Raw genomic sequence first — 19,003 nt, forward strand, 5'->3', positions numbered from 1 at the left:
CCCCTCATGCGCCGCATCGTCCTCTGGGCCGCCGTCACGGTGACCGTCTTCGTCCTCCTCTTCAGCTACCGCACCTCGACCAGCGCCGTCTCCGCGTCGGCCGCGATCGCCCCGGACACGACGCGTTCGACGACGTCGGCCGGCTCGGGATCCACCGGGTCGGGCAGCTCGTCGACGTCCTCCGGGTCCTCCGGGTCCGGCTCGACGGACTCGGGCTCGTCCTCCGGGACGGCCGCGGGATCGAGCGACTCCTCGTCGTCGTCCGGCACCTCGGGATCGTCATCCTCCTCGGGAACCTCGAGCTCGACGGCGTCCGGCACCTACACCGGCGACGCCGTCGACACCCGCTGGGGGCCGGTGCAGGTGCAGATCACCGTCAAGGACGGCAAGGTCACCGCCGCCGAGGCCGTCGTCTACCCGCAGGAGAACGGGCGCGACCAGGAGATCAACGCCGTCGCGATCCCCGCCCTGAACCAGGAGGTGGTCACCGCGCAGAGCGCGAACATCGACATGATCTCCGGCGCCACCGTGACCTCCGACGGTTACATCAGCAGCCTGCAGTCCGCCCTCGACCAGGCCCACCTCTCGTGAGCGCCGCGATCGCCGCCGCCCCGTTCGGCCTGCCCGCGGTGCTGCCCGGCAGCGTCCGCACGGTCCGGGCCTGGGTGCGTCAGGTGATGGGACTGCCCGTCTCGGTGCATGTCCGGGCGGTCGACCCGGCGCGTCGGGACATCGACGACGCGGTCGACGCCCTGTTCGCCGACCTCGAGCGCGCCGACGCCGTGTTCTCCCTGTGGCGCCCGGACAGCGAGCTGAGCCGGATACGGCGCGGCGAGCTCGCCCACGCGGCCGACACGTGGCTCGCCGAGGTCCGGAGCCTCACCGAGCGGACCGCCGCCGCCACCGGTGGCCTGTTCACCACCGACCTGACCGGGCCGGACGGCACTCGCGGCTGGGACCCGACGGGCATCGTCAAGGGCTGGGCGGTCGAGCGGGCCGCCGCGCACCTGCGCGGGGTCCCGGGCATCGCCTTCAGCATCAACGCCGGGGGCGACCTGGTCTGCGGTCGCGGGCCGGCGGCCTCCCTCGTCGACCCGCACTGGCGGATCGGCGTCGAGAAGCCGGGCACGCCGGGCGCGTTCGCCACCGTGGTGACCGTGACCGAGGGCGCCCTGGCCACCTCCGGCACCGCGGCACGCGGTGACCACATCACGGACCCGCGCACCGGCGCCCCGGCCGCCGGCGGCCCCACGTCGGTGACCGTCGTCGGGCCGGACCTGACGTGGGTGGACGTCTGGGCGACGGCGTGCTTCATCGAGCCGCAGGCGCTCGCGCAGGCCGGCCCCGAGTGGTCCGCCTACCGGGTCGCGAACACCACCGACTGAGGCGTCCCCACGCCGCCCGTCCGCGGGGCGACCGGGGACCCGTGCCCGGGAGCGGCCGTCCACGCTCCTAGGATGGCGAGGTGGCTATCGGCGTACTGGCAGTGCAGGGTGACGTGCGGGAGCACGCGAGGGTGTTGACGGAACTGGGCGCCGACGTCGTGCTCGTGCGCCGGCCCCGGGAGATCGACGGCCTCGACGGGCTCGTCATCCCCGGCGGGGAATCCACCACGATGGACAAGCTCACCCGGGCGTTCGACCTCGCCGCGCCGCTGCAGGACGCCATCGCCGGCGGTCTGCCGGTCTACGGCTCCTGCGCCGGCATGATCATGCTCGCCGACCGCGTCGCCGACCCGGCCCGGGATCGGCAGGGCGACCCGCAGCGCACCCTGGGCGGCATCGACATGACCGTGCGGCGCAACGCGTTCGGCCGCCAGCGGGAGTCCTTCGAGGTGACGTTGGACTTCACCGACGTGGGCGACGTGCCCGCCGTCTTCATCCGCGCCCCCCTGGCCGAGGACGTCGGCGACGGCGTCCAGGTGCTCGCCCGCACGCCGTCCGACGCGCCCGCCCAGCACCCCGACGGTCCCACGGACCCGGAGGTACAGGACACGGCCGGTAGAATCGTCGCAGTGCGGTCGGGGAAGCTCCTCGCCACGTCCTTCCATCCGGAGGTCACCGGCGAGCGGCGCATCCACGACCTGTTCATCCGGATCATCAGAGGAGAAGCGTAGGCATGTCGGGCCACTCCAAATGGGCGACCACCAAGCACAAGAAGGCCGTCATCGACGGTCGCCGCGCGAAGGCGTTCGCCAAGTTCATCAAGAACATCGAGGTCGCGGCGCGCATGGGTGGCCCGGACACGTCCGGCAACCCGGCGCTGGAGCTCGCGGTCTCGAAGGCCAAGAAGAACTCGGTCCCCAACGACAACATCGACCGTGCGGTCAAGCGCGGTGCCGGGTTGACCGGCGAGACGATCGACTACTCGGAGATCTTCTACGAGGCGCGCGGCCCGCAGGGCTCGGCGCTGCTGGTCGAGTGCCTGACGGACAACAAGAACCGCGCCGCCTCCGAGGTGCGCGTGGCCATCACCCGCAACGGCGGCACCGTGGCCGACCAGGGGTCGGTCAACTACCTCTTCACGCGCAAGGGCGTCGTCCGCCTGCCGAAGAACGACCTGGCCGAGGACGACGTGCTCCTCGCCGTGCTCGACGCCGGTGCCGAGGAGGTCAAGGACGAGGGCGAGAGCTTCGAGGTGATCTCCGAGGCCAGCGACCTGCCGGCCATCCGCGCCGCCCTGACCGAGGCGTCCATCGAGTACGAGACGGACGAGGCCGAGTTCCTCCCGTCGATGCAGGTGGACCTGGACAGCGATGCTGCCCGCAAGTTCCTGCGCCTCGTCGACGCTCTCGAGGAGCTCGACGACGTACAGAACGTCTACTCCAACGCACACCTCAGCGAGGCCGTTCTGGCCGAGCTGGACACCGAGGACTGACGGGACGGCCGACGGCGTGAGCCTGCGCGTCCTCGGGGTCGATCCCGGCCTCACCCGCTGCGGGCTCGGCGTCGTCGATGTCACCGCGAACCGCCGCGCCACCCTCGTCGAGGTGGGCGTCGTCGGCACCCCCGCGGACACCCCGCTGGACGGTCGGCTGCTTGCCATCGACGTGGCCGTCGAGCAGTGGCTCGACCGGCACAGCCCGGACGTGCTGGCCGTCGAGCGGGTGTTCAGCCAGCTCAACGTCTCCACCGTGATGGGCACGGCGCAGGCCTCCGGTGTCGTCATTGCCGCGGCCGCCCGCCGGGGGATCGCCGTCGGCCTGCACACGCCGACCGAGGTCAAGGCCGCCGTCACCGGCAACGGGCAGGCGGACAAGGGGTCCGTCGCCCGCATGGTGGTGCGCATCCTCCGGCTGCCCGAGGCGCCGACGCCCGCGGACGCCGCCGACGCCCTGGCCCTGGCCATCACCCACGCGTGGCGGTCCGGTCTGAGCGCCGTCGCCACGTCGTCCGCCGCCTCGGGGTCCGAGTCGCGGGCGGCCGCGGCGGCCCGGGCGGGACAACGGACGCCCGCCGGCAGCCTCACGGCGGCTCAGAAGCTCTGGGTGCAGGCGGAGGCCAGCGCCCGCCAGGCCGGTCACGGCCGCCGACACCGGTAGGACCGGGTCCCGACGCGACGCGCGTGGTGATGCCGGGTGCCGTCGGTCCGCTCCCGTAGGGTGTTCGTAGATATGTTCGATGCCTCGACCCGGCAGGAGTGACCCGTGATCAGCTCGTTGCGCGGCACCGTGACCCACGTCGGCCTGACCTCCGCCGTGATCGACGTCAACGGTTTCGGCATGCTCGTCAACGCCACCCCGCAGACCCTCGCCTCGCTGCGCACGGGGGAGACCGCGTCCGTCGCGACGTCGATGGTCGTGCGCGAGGACTCGATGACGCTCTTCGGCTTCCCCGACGCCGACCACCGCGAGGTGTTCGAGACCCTTCTCGGCGTCAGCGGGGTGGGCCCCCGCCTCGCGCTGGCCGTCCTCGCCGTGCACGACCCCGAGGCCGTCCGCGTCGCCGCCGCCTCGGGGGACGACAAGGCGTTCAGCAAGGTGCCCGGCATCGGGCCCAAGGGCGCCCGCCGCATCGTGCTCGAACTCGCCGACAAGCTGGTGCCCACCGGTGCCACCCACACGGCCGCGACATCGGCCGGCCCGGTGTGGCAGCCGCAGGTGCTCCAGGCCCTCACCGGACTCGGCTGGACCGAGAAGGACGCCACGGCGGCGCTCGAGGCCGCGACCGCGGACGAGCCCGACGTCGCGGCGCGCGGCAACGTCGCCGAGATCCTCCGCCTGACCCTGCGGTGGCTCGGTCAGGACACCGGCCGAGCGCCCCGCGCCCCGCGTGGAGGCGGCGCCGGTACCACGGGCACCGGTTCACCGACCGCCGGAACCCGCACGAGCCGATCGCGCGGCGCCCGGACGGCGACCACGGCCACCGCCGACGACGACACCGTGGCGGCCGGACGTGGCTGAGATCCCCGGCGCCGACGCGGGAGCCCGGATGGTCTCCGCCGACGGCGAGCCCGAGGAGCGGATGATCGAGGCCGCGCTGCGGCCGAAGAGCCTCGACGACTTCGTGGGGCAGAAGCGGGTACGCGAGCAGCTCTCCCTGGTGCTCGAGGCCTCGCGGCTGCGTGGCCGCAGCGCGGACCACGTGCTGCTCTCCGGCCCGCCCGGTCTCGGCAAGACGACGCTGGCCATGATCATCGCCGCCGAGATGAACGCCCCGCTGCGGATCACGTCCGGCCCCGCCATCCAGCACGCCGGGGACCTCGCCGCGATCCTCTCCTCGCTCAGCGAGGGCGAGGTGCTGTTCCTCGACGAGATCCACCGCATGTCCCGGCCCGCCGAGGAGATGCTGTACATGGCGATGGAGGACTTCCGGGTGGACATCATCGTGGGCAAGGGCGCCGGCGCCACCGCCATTCCGCTCGATCTGCCGCCGTTCACCCTCGTCGGCGCCACCACCCGGGCCGGGTTGCTGCCGGGGCCGTTGCGCGACCGCTTCGGGTTCACCGGACACCTCGAGTTCTACGCCGTCGACGAGCTCGAACGGGTGCTGCGGCGTTCGGCCGGGCTGATGGACCTCGCGGTCAACTCCGCCGGTTTCGCCGAGATCGCCAAGCGCTCCCGGGGCACCCCACGCATCGCCAACCGGCTGCTGCGCCGGGTCCGCGACTGGGCCCTGGTGCACGGCATCGACCAGATCGACGCCCGGTCCGCCTCCGCGGCGCTGGACATGTACGAGGTCGACGCCCGGGGACTGGACCGGCTCGACCGGGCCGTGCTGCACGCCCTCGTGAGCAAGTTCCACGGCGGACCGGTCGGCCTGTCCACCCTCGCCATCGCGGTGGGGGAGGAGACCGAGACCGTCGAGACCGTCGCCGAGCCCTACCTGGTGCGCGAGGGCCTGCTCGGCCGCACGCCGCGCGGGCGGATCGCCATGCCCGCCGCCTACGAGCACCTCGGCATCGAACCGCCCGCCGGCTATGCCGCGGCGTCCCTCTCGGCACGGTTGGACGAGGACGTTCCCTCCGCGGGCGGGACGGCACCGCTCTTCCGCGGGGACGAGCTCGACGACTGACTCGGTCGACGACTGACCGGCTCGACGACTGACCGGCTCGACGACTGACCGGCTCCGCGCCGGCGCCGTGGGTACGCGGGTGCACTGGTCCAGACGGATGCGTGCACGTCAGCGCGCCGCCCCAGCGGGCTCCTGCCCGGTGGCCTAGACTGGCCCGACACTCGTGATGCCACTGCGCGCCCGTTCAGGTTGCCGTGCGACCATCAGGGGTGCTCGCCGCTGGACGGCGTGATCCTGTACTCGACGAATGGACTCTCAGGACCGTGGATCCCCTTTTCCTCATCATGATCGTCGTGCTGGTCTTCCTGATCTTCACGATGTTCCGCCGCAACAAGAAGGCCCAGACCGAGGCGCAGGAGCGCAAGTCGTCGATGGCGCCCGGCCAGGAGGTCATGACCAGCTACGGCCTGTTCGGCACCGTCCTGTCCGTGGACGCGGCCGAGAACAAGGTCGTCCTCGAGCTCTCGCCCGGCAACACCGCCACGGTGCACCTGCAGTCCGTGACGAAGATCCTCGACCCGGCAGCGCCCGCCGGTGCCGACGCCGGGGCGACCGCCGCCGGTGTCGAGACCGGTGAGACCCCCGCCGCCGAGCCGTTCGACGCCTCGATCGATCCGGAGCGTCCGCGCGTCGACGCGCCTGCCGACGCGCATGCTGACGATGACTCGGTCGGCTACGGTGCGCCCGCCACCCGCGCGGAGACGCCCGAGGAGACGCTGCGCCGTCTCAACGAGCGCAACGACAACAACAACCGCTGACACCACGCCGGCACCCACCGCACCGCGCTCACCCCGCGGGTGGGTGTCGCGTCCGCAGGAGAACCTCCCCCCATGGCAAATAACCGGGCTGGCACGAACCGGACGGTGTCCGGTGCCCGTCGCACCATCATCTGGCTGGCCGTCCTCTTCATCGCGCTCGGCGCGGTGCTGACCGGCGGCGCGCTGACCGGTCAGGCGAGCGCCGCACCGAAGCTCGCCCTCGACCTGGAGGGCGGCACCGAGATGATCCTCGCACCGCGCACCCAGTCGGGCACGGAGATCAACGAGGAACAGCTCGCCCAGGCGGTGGAGATCATCCGCCAGCGCGTCGACGGCTCCGGCGTCGCCGAGGCCGAGATCAGCACCCAGTCCGGCCGCAACGTCGTGGTCAGCATGCCCGGTACGCCGAGCGCGCAGACCCGCGAACTCATCCAGGCGTCGGCGGACATGACGTTCCGCCCCGTGCTCCAGGTCGGCGACGGCGCCCCGGTCACCGGTGCGAACCGCGCGAAGGACGCGGCGCTGCCGAAGCCGAAGGCGAAGCCCACCAACGCGAGCGACACCAACTGGATCACCGGGGCGGTCTACCGGGCGTTCGAGGCGAAGGACTGCCGGCCCGAGGCCGCGGCGAAGCAGCAGCCGCCGACCGACCCGACGAAGCCAGCGATCGCGTGCGACGCGGCCACCGGCGGCAAGTACATCCTCGGCCCCGTCGAGGTTCCCGGCGCGGACATCCAGACGGCCAGCTTCGGCCAGACGACGGGCGCGAACGGTGCCAACACCGGCCAGTGGGCCGTCAACATCCAGTTCAACGGTCCCGGCACCGACAAGTTCCGCACCGTCACGCAGCGTCTGTTCGGTCTCAAGAACGCGTCGCCGCGGGATCAGTTCGCCATCGTCCTCGACGGCCGGGTGCTGTCCGCGCCGACCACGCAGGCGGTCATCACCGACGGCAAGCCGCAGATCACCGGCAACTTCACCCAGGAGTCCGCGAAGGCGCTCTCCGAGCAGCTGAAGTACGGCGCCCTGCCGATCAGCTTCGAGATCCAGAGCGAGCAGCAGATCTCCGCGACCCTGGGCAGCCAGCAGCTGATGATGGGCATCATCGCGGGCCTGATCGGCCTGGCCCTGGTGTGCGTCTACTCGCTGTTCCAGTACCGGCTGCTGGGCTTCGTCACGATCGCCTCCCTCGTGGTGGCGGGCGTGCTCACCTGGCTCGCCATCGCGATCCTCGGCTGGACCGCCAACTACCGGCTCTCGCTGGCCGGCGTCGCGGGCCTGATCGTGGCCATCGGCCAGACCGCGGACTCCTTCATCGTCTACTTCGAGCGCATCCGTGACGAGCTGCGCGAGGGCCGATCGGTGATCTCCGCCGTCGACCACGGCTGGAAGCGGGCCAAGCGGACGGTGCTCGCCTCCAAGGCGGTCAACCTGCTGGCCGCGGTCGTGCTCTACTTCGTGGCGGTCGGCAACGTCCGCGGGTTCGCCTTCACCCTGGGCCTGACCGCGGTGGCGGACCTGATCGTCGTGTTCATGTTCACCCACCCGACGATGGTGCTGCTCGCACGCACCCGCTTCTTCGGCGGCGGTCACCGCTGGTCCGGGCTGGACCCGGAGCGGCTCGGGGCGGTGCCGTTCTACCGTGGTGCCGGCCGGTTCCGTGAGCCCGTGCTGGCCGGGGTCGGAGCCGGCAGCAGCACCGTCGCGCGCAAGGGCCGCAATGCCGGTGCCGGTCGCGAGGCGGAGCGGCGCATGACCATCGCCGAGCGCCGCGCGGCCGAACAGAGTGTCGGGGCCCGCGCCTCCCAGGATCGTGCCGGCAGCACCGCTGTCGGAGAGGACGAGTGATGATCAGTTTTTCCCGGTTCGGCAACGACCTCTACAGCGGTCGACGATCCTTCGACTTCGTCGGCAAGCGCCGGATCTGGTTCCTGATCGCGGCGATCGCGATCATCGGTTCCATCCTGGTGCCGGTGATCGGCGGCGGTTTCAACCTCGGCATCGAGTTCCGTGGGGGTTCCGAGTTCACGGTCTCCGGGACCACGCACACCGACATCGACCGCGGGGAGAAGGCCGTCGACTCGGTCGCCGGCGGCAAGGACGCGCGGGTCACCAACATCGCGCCGGGCACCATGCGCGTGCAGACGGAGCGACTCACCGACGACCAGACGCTGCAGGTGCGCGACTCGCTCCGCAGCGCGTACGAGGTGCCCGCGGGCCAGGTCACGTCCAACTTCGTCGGACCGACCTGGGGTGCGGACGTCACCCGGCAGGCGTTGCAGGGCCTCGTGATCTTCGTCGTGATCGCGGCCGTGCTGATGGCGTTCTACTTCCGCACGTGGAAGATGTCCGTGGGCGCGCTCGGCGGTCTGATGACCGTCATGGTGGTGACCGCGGGACTGTACGCGCTCAGCGGTTTCGAGGTCACCCCGTCGGCGATCATCGGCTTCCTGACGGTGCTGAGCTACTCGCTGTACGACACCGTGGTGGTGTTCGACAAGATCCGCGAGAACACCGACGACATCGCCACGAACACCCGGCGCACCTTCGCCGAGGAGGTTAACCTCGCCATCAACCAGACCCTGGTCCGGTCGATCAACACCTCGGTGGTGGCGATCCTGCCGGTCGCGGCGATCCTCTTCATCGGCGCGTTCCTGCTCGGCGCCGGCACGCTGAAGGACCTGTCCCTCTCGCTGTTCATCGGCATCATCCTCGGCACGCTCACCACGCTGTTCATCGCCGCCCCGCTCTACGCCGCGCTGCGGTCGCGGGAGACCGAGCTGGTGCACCAGGCCGAGCGCGTGGCCGACCGGCGCGCGACGACCGCCACCGCCTGACGATGCCGGCACCGGCTCGCCCGGTGCCGGCCGTCGCGGGCCGTCCGCGGCTCAGCGTGGCTCGTCGGGTCGTCCCCACCTGCTCGCTCGTCCGGCCCGCTGCGTGACGACGCACGGCGGTCGGGGGGCGCCCGGGCGCCGCGAGTCGCGCCGAACGCCGCAGAGTAAACGTTTGCGTTGCGAGGGCATAAACTGTCACCACCGTTCTCGCGGACGGTCGGCGCGGTGACGCGCCCGACCGTCCCACGTCGTCGGCGGCCGTTCCCCCGCTGCCCGAGTTAGGGAGGTGGCCGTGTCCGAGAAGAGTCAGACCCCCGGCTCCATGTCCGTGCAGTCCGGCGCGCCCGTCACGCTGGAGACCACACCGACGGCCCCGCCCCGCGATCCGGCCGGCGCCCATCCCGGGCCCGCCACGACCGTCCCGGTGGCCGGGCGCCGTGAGCGCACCCGCTCCCGCATCGCGCGCCTGACCGGACGGTCGAACGCGTCCTACTCGCCGATCCTCGAGCCGCTGATGCGCACCGTCCGCTCGAACAATCCACGCGAGGATCTCGACCTCATCCAGCGAGCCTTCGCGGTCGCCGAACGCGCTCACCGCGGCCAGAAACGCAAGAGCGGCGATCCCTACATCACCCACCCGGTGGCGGTCGCCACCATCCTGGCCGAACTCGGCATGACCGGGTCCACGCTGGCCGCCGCCCTGCTGCACGACACGGTGGAGGACACCGAGTACACCATCGAGCAGCTGACCAGGGAGTTCGGCGAGGAGGTGGCCCGCCTCGTGGACGGCGTCACCAAGCTCGATAAGGTCACCTTCGGTGAGTCCGCGCAGTCGGAGACGGTGCGCAAGATGATCGTGGCGATGTCCAAGGACATCCGCGTGCTGCTGATCAAGCTCTCCGACCGCCTGCACAACGCCCGGACGTGGCGGTTCGTCTCGCCGGAGTCCTCGGCCCGGAAGGCGCGGGAGACGCTGGAGATCTTCGCGCCCCTGGCCCACCGGCTCGGCCTGAACACGATCAAGTGGGAGCTGGAGGACCTCTCCTTCGCCGCCCTGTACCCGAAGGTGTACGAGGAGATCGTCCGGCTGGTGGGGGACCGCACCCCGGAGCGGGAGAAGAACCTGGCCTCCGTCAGTGCCCAGATCGCCGAGGATCTGCGCTCCGTACGGATCCGCGCCTCGATCAGCGGACGCCCGAAGCACTACTACTCGATCTACCAGAAGATGATCGTCAAGGGTCGCGACTTCGACGACATCTACGACCTGACCGGCGTCCGTGTGCTCGTCGACTCGGTCCGGGACTGCTACGCCACCCTCGGTGCGCTGCACGCGCGGTGGAGCCCGCTGCCGGGCCGGTTCAAGGACTACATCGCGATGCCGAAGTTCAACATGTACCAGTCGCTGCACACGACGGTGATCGGGCCGGGCGGCAAGCCGGTGGAGATCCAGATCCGCACGCACGAGATGCACAAGCGCGCCGAGTACGGCATCGCTGCGCACTGGAAGTACAAGGACCGCACGCTCGCCACCGATGCCTCCGGAGGCCGCGACAGCTCCGACATGAACTGGTTGCGCTCCCTGGTCGCCTGGCAGCAGGAGACGTCGGATCCCAATGAATTCCTCGACTCGCTGCGCTTCGAGATCAACGCGAAGGAGGTGTTCGTCTTCACCCCGAAGGGGGAGGTGATGTCGCTGCCCGCCGGATCGACACCGGTCGACTTCGCGTACGCGGTGCACACCGAGGTCGGACACCGCACGATCGGTGCCCGGGTGAACAACAAGCTCGTGCCCTTGAACAGCGAGCTCGCGAACGGCGACTGGGTGGAGATCTTCACCTCGAAGGCGGAGAGCGCCGCCCCGAGCCAGGACTGGCAGAACTTCGTCAAGTCCCCGCGGGCCCGGAACAAGATCCGCGCCTGGTTCTCGAAGGAACGGCGCGAGGAGAACATCGAGAAGGGCAAGGATCAGCTCACGAAGGCGATGCGCAAGCGCCGCCTGCCGCAGCGACTGATCACCCACGATCTGCTGGTGGCCGCCGCCGACGAGCTGCGCCACGCCGACATCTCGGCGCTGTACGCGGCGATCGGTGACAACCAGGTCTCCGCCGGGCGTGTGGTCGACTGGCTGGTCGAGTCCATCGGCGGCCACGAGGGTGCGGAGGAGGACGTGTCGGAGACCATCTCGGCGACCGCTCCCGAGCGTCCCCGGTTCTCCGACTCGGGGATCCTCGTCAAGGGCGTCGGCGACGTGTGGGCCAAGCTCGCCCGCTGCTGCACCCCGGTGCCGCCCGACCCGGTGGTCGGGTTCATCACCCGGGCGCACGGCGTGTCCGTGCACCGGGCGGACTGCTCCAACCTCGGTCCCATGCGCGCAGAGCAGGAGCGGTTCGTCGAGGTCGAGTGGGCGCCCACCCAGTCCAGCGTGTTCCTCGTCGAGATCCAGGTCGAGGCGCTCGACCGGAAGAGTCTGCTCTCCGACGTCACGCGCGTGCTCTCCGAGAACCACGTCAACATCCTCTCCGCGACGGTGCATACCTCCTCCAACCGGCAGGCGATCAGCCGGTTCTCGTTCGAGATGGGCGACCCGCGCTACCTCAACCACGTGCTGACGGCGGTCCGCAAGATCGACGGGGTGTACGACGTGCACCGCACCACGGGCGGCGCGCGCCTCACCTGATCCGGCTCGACCTGGCCTGACTTGATCCGGCCCGGCCCGATCGTCGGGCCACCGGCTCACGCGGGAAGCAGCACGTCGAGCCGGCCCTGGGCCACCGTCCGGCCGGGACGTCGCGGCAGGGCCGCCAGGCGTTCACGCACCTGCACGCGCCCGTCCGGCGTCAACGCCCTCACCGTCGCCTGCAGCGCCGCCAGATCCTCCGCCCGCCCGTACTGCGCGAGGTCGAGAACGGTCTGCGGCAGGGACGTGGTGAGCACGCCCGCGATCACCGCCGCGTCGATTCCCGCGCAGACCGTCTCGTGCACCGTCATGCCCGGCGGCGCCCGCCGAGCCCGGCGGCGTGCATCCAGCAGCACGTCCAGCACCGGCGGGGGCGGACCCCCGACGTGCAGCCAGGCCGCGGTCGCCCTGCAGACGAGGGCACGCCGCCGGTAGACGGGGTCCAGCAGGGCGTCGAGCGCCAGGGCCCGCAGGGCGAGCGTCTCGGGCATCCCGACGGCCACGTGCACGTCCCGGATGACGCGGCGCAGCACGCCGTCGCGCGTCATGATCGTCAGCTCCTCCGCCCGGAAGGGGCGGCCGGGACGGAGCAGGGGCACCGTGGTCATGCCGTCAGTGTCAGCCCGCGGCAGGCGATCAGCGCCGGCGCCCGTCCCGGCTGTGGACAACGGGCTGGGAATGATCGGCTGTGGAGGAAGACAACCTGTCCACCGACGACGACGGCGCCGGTGCATCCGCGAGCGGGTGCACCGGCGCCGTCGGCCGTGGTGCGCGTGCGACCCGGTCGGGCCGCCGGGTCAGCTCAGCGGAAGTCCTGGGCCGAACGCTGCAGCGTCTCGAGCCACTGCTGGCGGGCCTCCAGCGCCTGCCGCGCCTGAGCGATCCGGTTGCCGTCGCCGGCGGCCTCGGCGGCGTTCAGGTCGTCCTGCAGGGAAGCGATCGTCGACTCGAGCTGCCTCAGCGCACTGTTCGTGCGGGCCTTCGTCTCGGGGTCGGTGCGACGCCAGTGCTCACGCTCGGCCTTCTGGACGGCTTCCTCGACGGCGCGGATGCCCGACTCCATCCGGTGCATGTCGCCGCGCGGCACCTTCCCCGCGGCCTCCCAGCGCTCCTGGACCGAACCCAGCGCCTTGTGCGCCGCCGCCAGATCGGTGACCGGCAGCAGCCCCTGCGCCTCCCGCAGCAGCTGCTCCTTGACCTTCAGGTTCTCCCCGAACTCGGCGTCGACGGCCGCGTTCGCCTGGGACCGCGCCGAGAAGAACGAGTCCTGCGCGGCCCGGAAGCGAGCCCACAGCGCGTCGTCGTCCTTCCGGCTCGCTCGCGGCGAGGCCTTCCACCGGTCCATCAGCCGCCGGTACTCGCCGGCGGTGGCACCCCAGTCGGTCGACCCGGCGAGCGATTCCGCCTCGGCGATCAGCTTCTCCTTCTCCCGCCGCGCGGTCGCGTTCGTGTCGTCGAGCTGCGAGAAGAACGCCCGGCGATGCTTGTCGAAGGTGGTGCGTGCCGTGCGGAACCGCTTCCACAGGCCGTCCTCGGCGCTGCGGGGGAGCCGGACGCCGCTCTTCTGTGCGGTCTTCCACGCGTCGAACAGCTCGTTCATCCGCGTGCTGCTGGCCTTCCACTGCACGGTGGAGGGGTCCTTGCCCGCCAGATCCTCGGCCTCGGTGACGATCGCCTCGCGGGCGCTCACCGCTTCCTGCCGGGCCTGGTCGTGCGCCTTCCTCTCCTCGCCCTCGAGCGCGGCGACCTTCTCGACCAGCACGTCGAGGCGCTTCTCCAGGTCACGGACGTCGCCCACCATGGACCGCTCGGCGAGCTGCTCGCGGGCGTGATCGATGGTGCGACGCATGTCGGTGCTCGGGGCGTGGGCGAAGACGCGCTGCTCGAGCAGCTCCACCTTGCCGCGCACCTCGTCGAACTTGCGCACGAAGTAGGCGAGGGCCTCCTCGGCGGGGGCACCGGGGTACTGCCCGGCGGTCTGCTCCTGCCCGTCCACGATCAGGTACACGGTGCCGTCGGCGTCGACGCGACCCCAGCGAGCGGCCTCCTCGGGCGTCATGGACGGCGTCGGGGGCGCGATGACCGGCAGGGACGACGTCTCCGGACGGGAGCCGGCGGCGGCGGCCGGGGTGGGTGCACCAGGCCGCGGGGTCGCCCGGGGACCCGGGCGCGGGACGCCCGGCTTCGGTGCCGGCGGCCGGGGCGCGGACGCACCCGGTGTCGGCGTCGCGGCGTGGTCGGCGGGACCGGCACTCGGGCCCGCAGCGGACGCCGGGGCGACGGCTTCCGCGGCCGACCCCGTGGACGCATCGGTCTCCGCCGTCGCTGGGGCGGCGGCAGGGGTCTCGGCGTCGCTCACCGTCGTGGACCCGGCGTCGCTGCCGGCAGCGACGCCCGGCTCGGCGGCCGCGGACGGGTCGCCGGGGTCGGCGCTCGGCTGCTCGAGGGAGGAGGACTCGCCCTCGCCGTCGGCGGTCGGATCCACCGGCTGGTCGTCGCCCTGCGGTGCGGCCTCCGGCGTCGGCTCGGACGCCGGGGCCGGCGTCGACTCCGGAGCCGAGGGGGCCGGCGTCGAGTCGGGAGCTGAGGGCGCAGGAACGGCGGGCTCGGCAGGAGCCGGCACCGACTCGGCCGGCGGCTCCGCTCCGTCCGCGGCGTCCGTGTCCTCCGTGAAGGTGGTCGGCTGGTCGTTCTCGTGGCGACCGGTGTCCGGGAGATCGCTGGACCCGGTCTCCCCGGCGTCCGGCTCAGGGGAGGTGCCGATCGCCGTGGGCTCCTCAGCCGAAGCGGAGGGCTGGGCGCCGGCCTCGCTGGGGGGCTGGGTGCTGCCGCCGGTGGAGGGCTGAGCACCGTCCACGGCGGCGGACGAGCCCGTGGGCTCCGCGGTCGCGTCGAACCGTTCCTCGTGCTGCTCGTCGGGGCGGACGCTGCGTTCGTCGGATTGCTGACTGTGTGTCACCGCTGAAACTTCCTTCTCGGATCTGCACCGGCACCCGGACGGGCGGATACTGCCGAAGACAGGCACCGGCGACATGACTCAGAAGCCTGAGTCTAGCGTCACAGCGTCGGGCGTCGCATCGGCGTCGTGAAGGAGATTTCCCCGGGTCCGTCGGCCCCCAGAGCAGCACGGTTGGGAGCGGATGGGCCGCGCGCAATAGACTGTCAGGCGCGCCATGGCATGCCCCGGCATGTCATCGGATCCGACGTCGCGAATCGAAAGGTGTTGCCGCTCCATGGCCCGTCAAGCATCCCTGTCCGGCTTCACGGAACTCCTTCCGGCCGAACGGGTGGTGGAGCTGCACGTGCTCGACAGCCTGCGCCGCACCTTCGAACTGCACGGCTTCTCCTCGCTCGAGACCCGTGCCGTGGAGACCGTCGGCTCGCTGCTGCAGAAGGGCGAGATCGACAAGGAGGTCTACGCCGTCAGCCGGCTGCAGGCCGACGACGACGAGCGCGGCGGCCGCACCGACCCGCAGCAGCTGGCCCTGCACTTCGACCTGACCGTCCCGTTCGCCCGGTACGTCGTCGAGAACGCCGGCTACCTCTCCTTCCCGTTCCGCCGCTACCAGATCCAGAAGTGCTGGCGCGGGGAGCGGCCCCAGGAGGGCCGGGCCCGCGAGTTCACCCAGGCGGACATCGACGTCGTCGGCGACGGCGACCTGCCCTTCGTGTACGACGTCGAGATGGCCCTGATCGCGGCCGAGGCGCTCGACGCGCTGCCGATCGGTGACTTCGTCATCCGCATCAACAACCGCAAGCTGGCCGAGGGCTTCTATCGCGGCCTCGGCCTCACTGATCCCACCGCCGTGCTCCGCGCCGTCGACAAGCTGGAGAAGATCGGCGAGAGCGGCGTCGTCACCGAACTGGTCGAGACGGCCGGTGCCACCGAGGAGCAGGCCCGCGCCGCGCTGCGCCTGGCGGCGATCCGCACCCCGGACACCGGTTTCGTCGAGCAGGTCCGCGCGCTCGGCGTCGAGCACCCGCTGCTCGAGCAGGGCCTGTCCGAGCTCGCCGAGGTGATCGGGCTCGCCAGCCGTCGCGCCCCGGGCCGGGTCGTCGCCGACCTGTCCATCGCCCGCGGCCTCGATTACTACACCGGCACCGTCTACGAGACCGTGCTGGTGGGCCACGAGTCGCTCGGCTCGATCTGCTCGGGCGGCCGCTACGACGCCCTCGCCGTCAAGGGCGACCGCCGCTTCCCCGGCGTGGGCCTCTCGGTCGGTGTCACCCGACTGCTCGCGCGCGTGCTCGCCCAGAAGCTCGCCGTCGCGAGCCGACCGGTGCCCACCGCGGTGCTGGTCAGCCTCGCCGACGAGGACGGCTGGGCCGCCGCCGACGACGTCGCCACGCTCCTGCGGGCGCGTGGTGTCCCCACCGAGGTCGCCGCGACCGCCGCGAAGTTCGGCAAGCAGATCAAGTACGCCGACCGCCGCGGCATCCCCTTCGTCTGGTTCACCTCGGTGGACGACGACGGCGCGGTCCGGCACGAGGTCAAGGACATCCGCTCCGGCGAGCAGGTGGCCGCCGACCCGCAGATCTGGACCCCGCCCGCCGACGACCTGCTGCCGCGCGTCGTCCCCGGCGCCTGACCCACCCCCTCCACCCCGCGGTCGGTAGACTCGACCGGACATTTCCCTCGTTCTTCGGAAGGACCCCTGTGCTGCGCACCCATGAGGCCGGCTCCCTGTCGGCCCAGCAGATCGGACAGACCGTCACCGTCGCCGGCTGGGTCGCCCGCCGGCGGGATCACGGCGGCGTCGCGTTCGTCGATCTGCGGGACGCGAGCGGCATCGTCCAGGTGGTCGTCCGTGACGAGAGCGTCTTCCACGGCCTGCGCAACGAATTCGTCCTGCAGGTCACGGGCGTGATCGAGCGCCGGCCCGAGGGCAACGAGAACCCGGCGCTGCCCAGCGGCGAGGTCGAGCTGATGGCCGACGACGTCGTCGTCCTCAACACCTCCGCCCCGCTGCCGTTCCAGGTCGACGAACACGTCGAGGTCGGCGAGGAGGCGCGCCTGCGCCACCGCTACCTCGACCTGCGCCGCCCCGGCCCCGCCGCGGCGATGCGGCTGCGCTCGGCAGCCAACAAGGTCGCGCGGGACCTGCTGCACGACGACGGGTTCACCGAGGTCGAGACCCCGACCCTGACCCGGTCCACGCCCGAGGGTGCCCGCGACTTCCTGGTGCCGGCGCGGCTGGCGCCGGGCAGCTGGTACGCCCTGCCGCAGTCGCCGCAGCTGTTCAAGCAGCTGCTCCAGGTCGGCGGGATCGAGAAGTACTACCAGCTCGCCCGCTGCTATCGCGACGAGGACTTCCGCGCCGACCGGCAGCCCGAGTTCACGCAGCTGGACATCGAGGCGTCCTTCGTCGAGCAGGACGACATCATCGCCCTCGGCGAGCAGATCGTCTCGGCGCTGTGGAAGCTGATCGACGTCGAGATCCCGCTGCCGATCGCGCGGATGACCTACGCCGACGCGATGGCGAAGTACGGCTCGGACAAGCCGGACCTGCGGTTCGACCTCGAGCTGACCGAGCTGACCACCTTCTTCAAGGACACCACCTTCCGCGTCTTCCAGGCGCCGTACGTGGGTGCCGTGGTGATGCCCGGTGGCGCCTCCCAGCCGCGGCGCACGCTCGACGCCTGGCAGGAGTGGGCCAAGCAGCGTGGCGCGAAGGGCCTGGCCTACGTGCTCGTGCAGGAGGGCGGGGAGCTGACCGGCCCGGTCGCGAAGAACCTGACCGACAACGAGCGGGCCGGCCTCGCCGACGCCGTCGGTGCCTCCGCCGGTGACTGCATCTTCTTCGCCGCGGGCGACGCCAAGTCCTCCCGCGCGCTGCTCGGCGCGGCGCGCGTCGAGATCGGCCACCGCACGGGGCTCATCAAGGACGGCGACTGGGCGTTCGTGTGGGTCGTCGACGCGCCGCTGTTCGAGCCGGCCGCCGACGCCGTCGCCTCCGGTGACGTCGCCGTCGGGCACGGCGCGTGGACCGCCGTCCACCACGCTTTCACGTCGCCCAAGCCGGAGTTCGTGGACACGTTCGACACCGACCCGGGTTCGGCCCTGGCCTACGCCTACGACATCGTCTGCAACGGCAACGAGATCGGCGGCGGCTCCATCCGTATCCACCGCCGCGACGTGCAGGAACGCGTGTTCGCGGTGATGGGTCTGAGCGAGGCCGAGGCGCAGGAGAAGTTCGGCTTCCTCCTCGAGGGCTTCAAGTTCGGCGCCCCGCCGCACGGCGGTATCGCGTTCGGCTGGGACCGCGTCGTCGCGCTGCTGGCCGGTTACGACTCGATCCGTGAGGTCATCGCGTTCCCGAAGACCGGCGGCGGGTACGACCCGCTGACCGCCGCGCCCGCCCCGATCACCCCGGAGCAGCGCAAGGAGGCCGGCGTCGATGCCAAGCCCGAGCCCAAGTCGCAGGCGGCGAAGAACGAGCCCGAGGGCGGCACCGGCATCAAGACCGAGCCTTCCGGGAACACCGAGAAATAGCCCACCACCCGCCAGCTCGTCGAGAGATGCAGCATCCGGCCCCGATGAGGGGGCTCGGTGGACATCTAACGACGAGCTGGCGTCGTCGTGGGGGAGGGCGGTGCGGCTCGGACGGCGGCGACGACGGCGCTGAGCCTGTCGGGCAGGGCCTCGGTGAGGCTGGTGCCGGGGAGGGTCCGGACCCGCTCGTCGTCGTCGATGACCAGCCGCCCCGTGGGGCCGCCGAGCACCGCCCGCCGGCCGTCGACGGCCCGATCGAGGAACAAGATCGCCCGCTCACCGGCATGCATCACGGGATCACCCTCGACGGAGACCTCCCGTCCGCCGATGACCCCGCCGGTCTGCCGGACCGTCAGGGTGCCGGTCACCCCGGCGCGACCGGCGACCCAGCGGGTGACGGCGACGCGGACGTCCAGGTAGGGCAGGCCCTCGATGACGGTCGTGCGGCCTCCCGGCAGCACCGTCCCGATCACGACGACGTCGGCGGCCTCGACCAGGTCGGTCAGTCGCGGGTACCCGGTCGCCCAGCTCCCGCTCAAGGCCGAGGTGGTCGCCGGTGCCGCCGCATCGACCGCGACGGCATCCTGCACGCGAGGCTGCTCCGTGATGGCCGTGCACCCGGAGAGGGCGACCGCGAGTCCGGCCGCGAGGACAGCGGTCATGGCACCATTCGGCAGGGCGCCGTTCAGTATGGTGCCGCTCCGTCGCGCCACGCAGTCTCCCCA

General features: G+C 71.7%; 15 protein-coding genes and 1 pseudogene. 13 read left to right on the top strand and 3 right to left on the bottom strand.

What is annotated here, in order from left to right; translation table 11 throughout:
• Positions 1-6 precede the first annotated feature (6 nt).
• The 11 genes and pseudogenes from BGP79_RS02935 (at position 7) to BGP79_RS02985 (ending at position 11,785) form a co-directional block, all read left to right on the top strand.
• Positions 7-591 carry an FMN-binding protein gene (locus BGP79_RS02935; protein WP_076693113.1) on the top strand — a complete coding sequence of 195 codons (585 nt, stop codon included), beginning with the start codon at positions 7-9 and terminating at the stop codon, positions 589-591.
• On the top strand, positions 588-1,385 hold the full coding sequence (locus BGP79_RS02940; RefSeq protein WP_233121026.1) for an FAD:protein FMN transferase: 798 nt from the start codon (positions 588-590) through the stop codon (positions 1,383-1,385). The genes BGP79_RS02935 and BGP79_RS02940 overlap by 4 nt, the downstream gene beginning before the upstream one ends.
• Positions 1,386-1,465: 80 nt before the next feature.
• A complete protein-coding gene (gene pdxT / locus BGP79_RS02945) occupies positions 1,466-2,116 on the top strand; it encodes a pyridoxal 5'-phosphate synthase glutaminase subunit PdxT (protein WP_076693114.1) in 651 nt (216 codons plus the stop codon).
• Positions 2,117-2,118: 2 nt separating this feature from the next.
• Positions 2,119-2,877 (top strand): YebC/PmpR family DNA-binding transcriptional regulator, encoded by a 759-nt coding sequence (locus tag BGP79_RS02950; RefSeq protein ID WP_076693115.1) that lies wholly within the window; start codon positions 2,119-2,121, stop codon positions 2,875-2,877.
• 16 nt (positions 2,878-2,893) lie between these two features.
• Positions 2,894-3,541 (top strand): crossover junction endodeoxyribonuclease RuvC, encoded by a 648-nt coding sequence (ruvC, locus tag BGP79_RS02955; RefSeq protein WP_076693116.1) that lies wholly within the window; start codon positions 2,894-2,896, stop codon positions 3,539-3,541.
• A gap of 105 nt (positions 3,542-3,646) precedes the next feature.
• A pseudogene (gene ruvA, locus BGP79_RS02960) lies at positions 3,647-4,258 on the top strand (Holliday junction branch migration protein RuvA); the annotation flags it as partial.
• Positions 4,259-4,430: 172 nt separating this feature from the next.
• Positions 4,431-5,513: a Holliday junction branch migration DNA helicase RuvB gene (gene ruvB, locus BGP79_RS02965; RefSeq protein WP_076693323.1), complete on the top strand. Its 1,083-nt coding sequence runs from the start codon at positions 4,431-4,433 to the stop codon at positions 5,511-5,513.
• 263 nt (positions 5,514-5,776) lie between these two features.
• Positions 5,777-6,271 (top strand): preprotein translocase subunit YajC, encoded by a 495-nt coding sequence (yajC, locus tag BGP79_RS02970; protein ID WP_233121027.1) that lies wholly within the window; start codon positions 5,777-5,779, stop codon positions 6,269-6,271.
• A 72-nt stretch (positions 6,272-6,343) separates the two neighbouring features.
• Positions 6,344-8,119, top strand: coding sequence for a protein translocase subunit SecD (gene secD, locus BGP79_RS02975; RefSeq protein ID WP_076693118.1), 1,776 nt, complete (start codon positions 6,344-6,346; stop codon positions 8,117-8,119).
• Positions 8,119-9,108 (top strand): protein translocase subunit SecF, encoded by a 990-nt coding sequence (secF, locus tag BGP79_RS02980; protein ID WP_076693119.1) that lies wholly within the window; start codon positions 8,119-8,121, stop codon positions 9,106-9,108. The genes secD and secF overlap by 1 nt, the downstream gene beginning before the upstream one ends.
• A gap of 322 nt (positions 9,109-9,430) precedes the next feature.
• A complete protein-coding gene (locus BGP79_RS02985) occupies positions 9,431-11,785 on the top strand; it encodes a bifunctional (p)ppGpp synthetase/guanosine-3',5'-bis(diphosphate) 3'-pyrophosphohydrolase (RefSeq protein ID WP_076693324.1) in 2,355 nt (784 codons plus the stop codon).
• Between the two features lie 56 nt (positions 11,786-11,841).
• Here BGP79_RS02985 and BGP79_RS02990 read toward each other — a convergent pair whose 3' ends face one another.
• A complete protein-coding gene (locus BGP79_RS02990; protein WP_076693120.1) occupies positions 11,842-12,393 on the bottom strand; it encodes a hypothetical protein in 552 nt (183 codons plus the stop codon).
• 194 nt (positions 12,394-12,587) lie between these two features.
• On the bottom strand, positions 12,588-14,144 hold the full coding sequence (locus BGP79_RS02995; protein WP_076693325.1) for a DUF349 domain-containing protein: 1,557 nt from the start codon (positions 14,142-14,144) through the stop codon (positions 12,588-12,590).
• 874 nt (positions 14,145-15,018) lie between these two features.
• On the opposite strand from BGP79_RS02995, the gene hisS reads away from it, so the two are divergent.
• Entirely contained in the window at positions 15,019-16,374 is a 1,356-nt protein-coding gene (gene hisS, locus BGP79_RS03000) for a histidine--tRNA ligase (protein ID WP_076693121.1), read from the top strand.
• 68 nt (positions 16,375-16,442) lie between these two features.
• Positions 16,443-18,278, top strand: a complete 1,836-nt coding sequence (gene aspS, locus BGP79_RS03005; protein ID WP_076693122.1) for an aspartate--tRNA ligase — start codon at positions 16,443-16,445, stop codon at positions 18,276-18,278.
• A gap of 65 nt (positions 18,279-18,343) precedes the next feature.
• Here aspS and BGP79_RS03010 read toward each other — a convergent pair whose 3' ends face one another.
• Positions 18,344-18,940 (bottom strand): hypothetical protein, encoded by a 597-nt coding sequence (locus BGP79_RS03010; protein WP_076693123.1) that lies wholly within the window; start codon positions 18,938-18,940, stop codon positions 18,344-18,346.
• Between the last annotated feature and the right edge of the window lie 63 nt (positions 18,941-19,003).

Origin of the sequence: Tersicoccus sp. Bi-70 (assembly GCF_001968825.1) — a bacterium.
GTDB lineage: Bacteria > Actinomycetota > Actinomycetes > Actinomycetales > Micrococcaceae > Tersicoccus.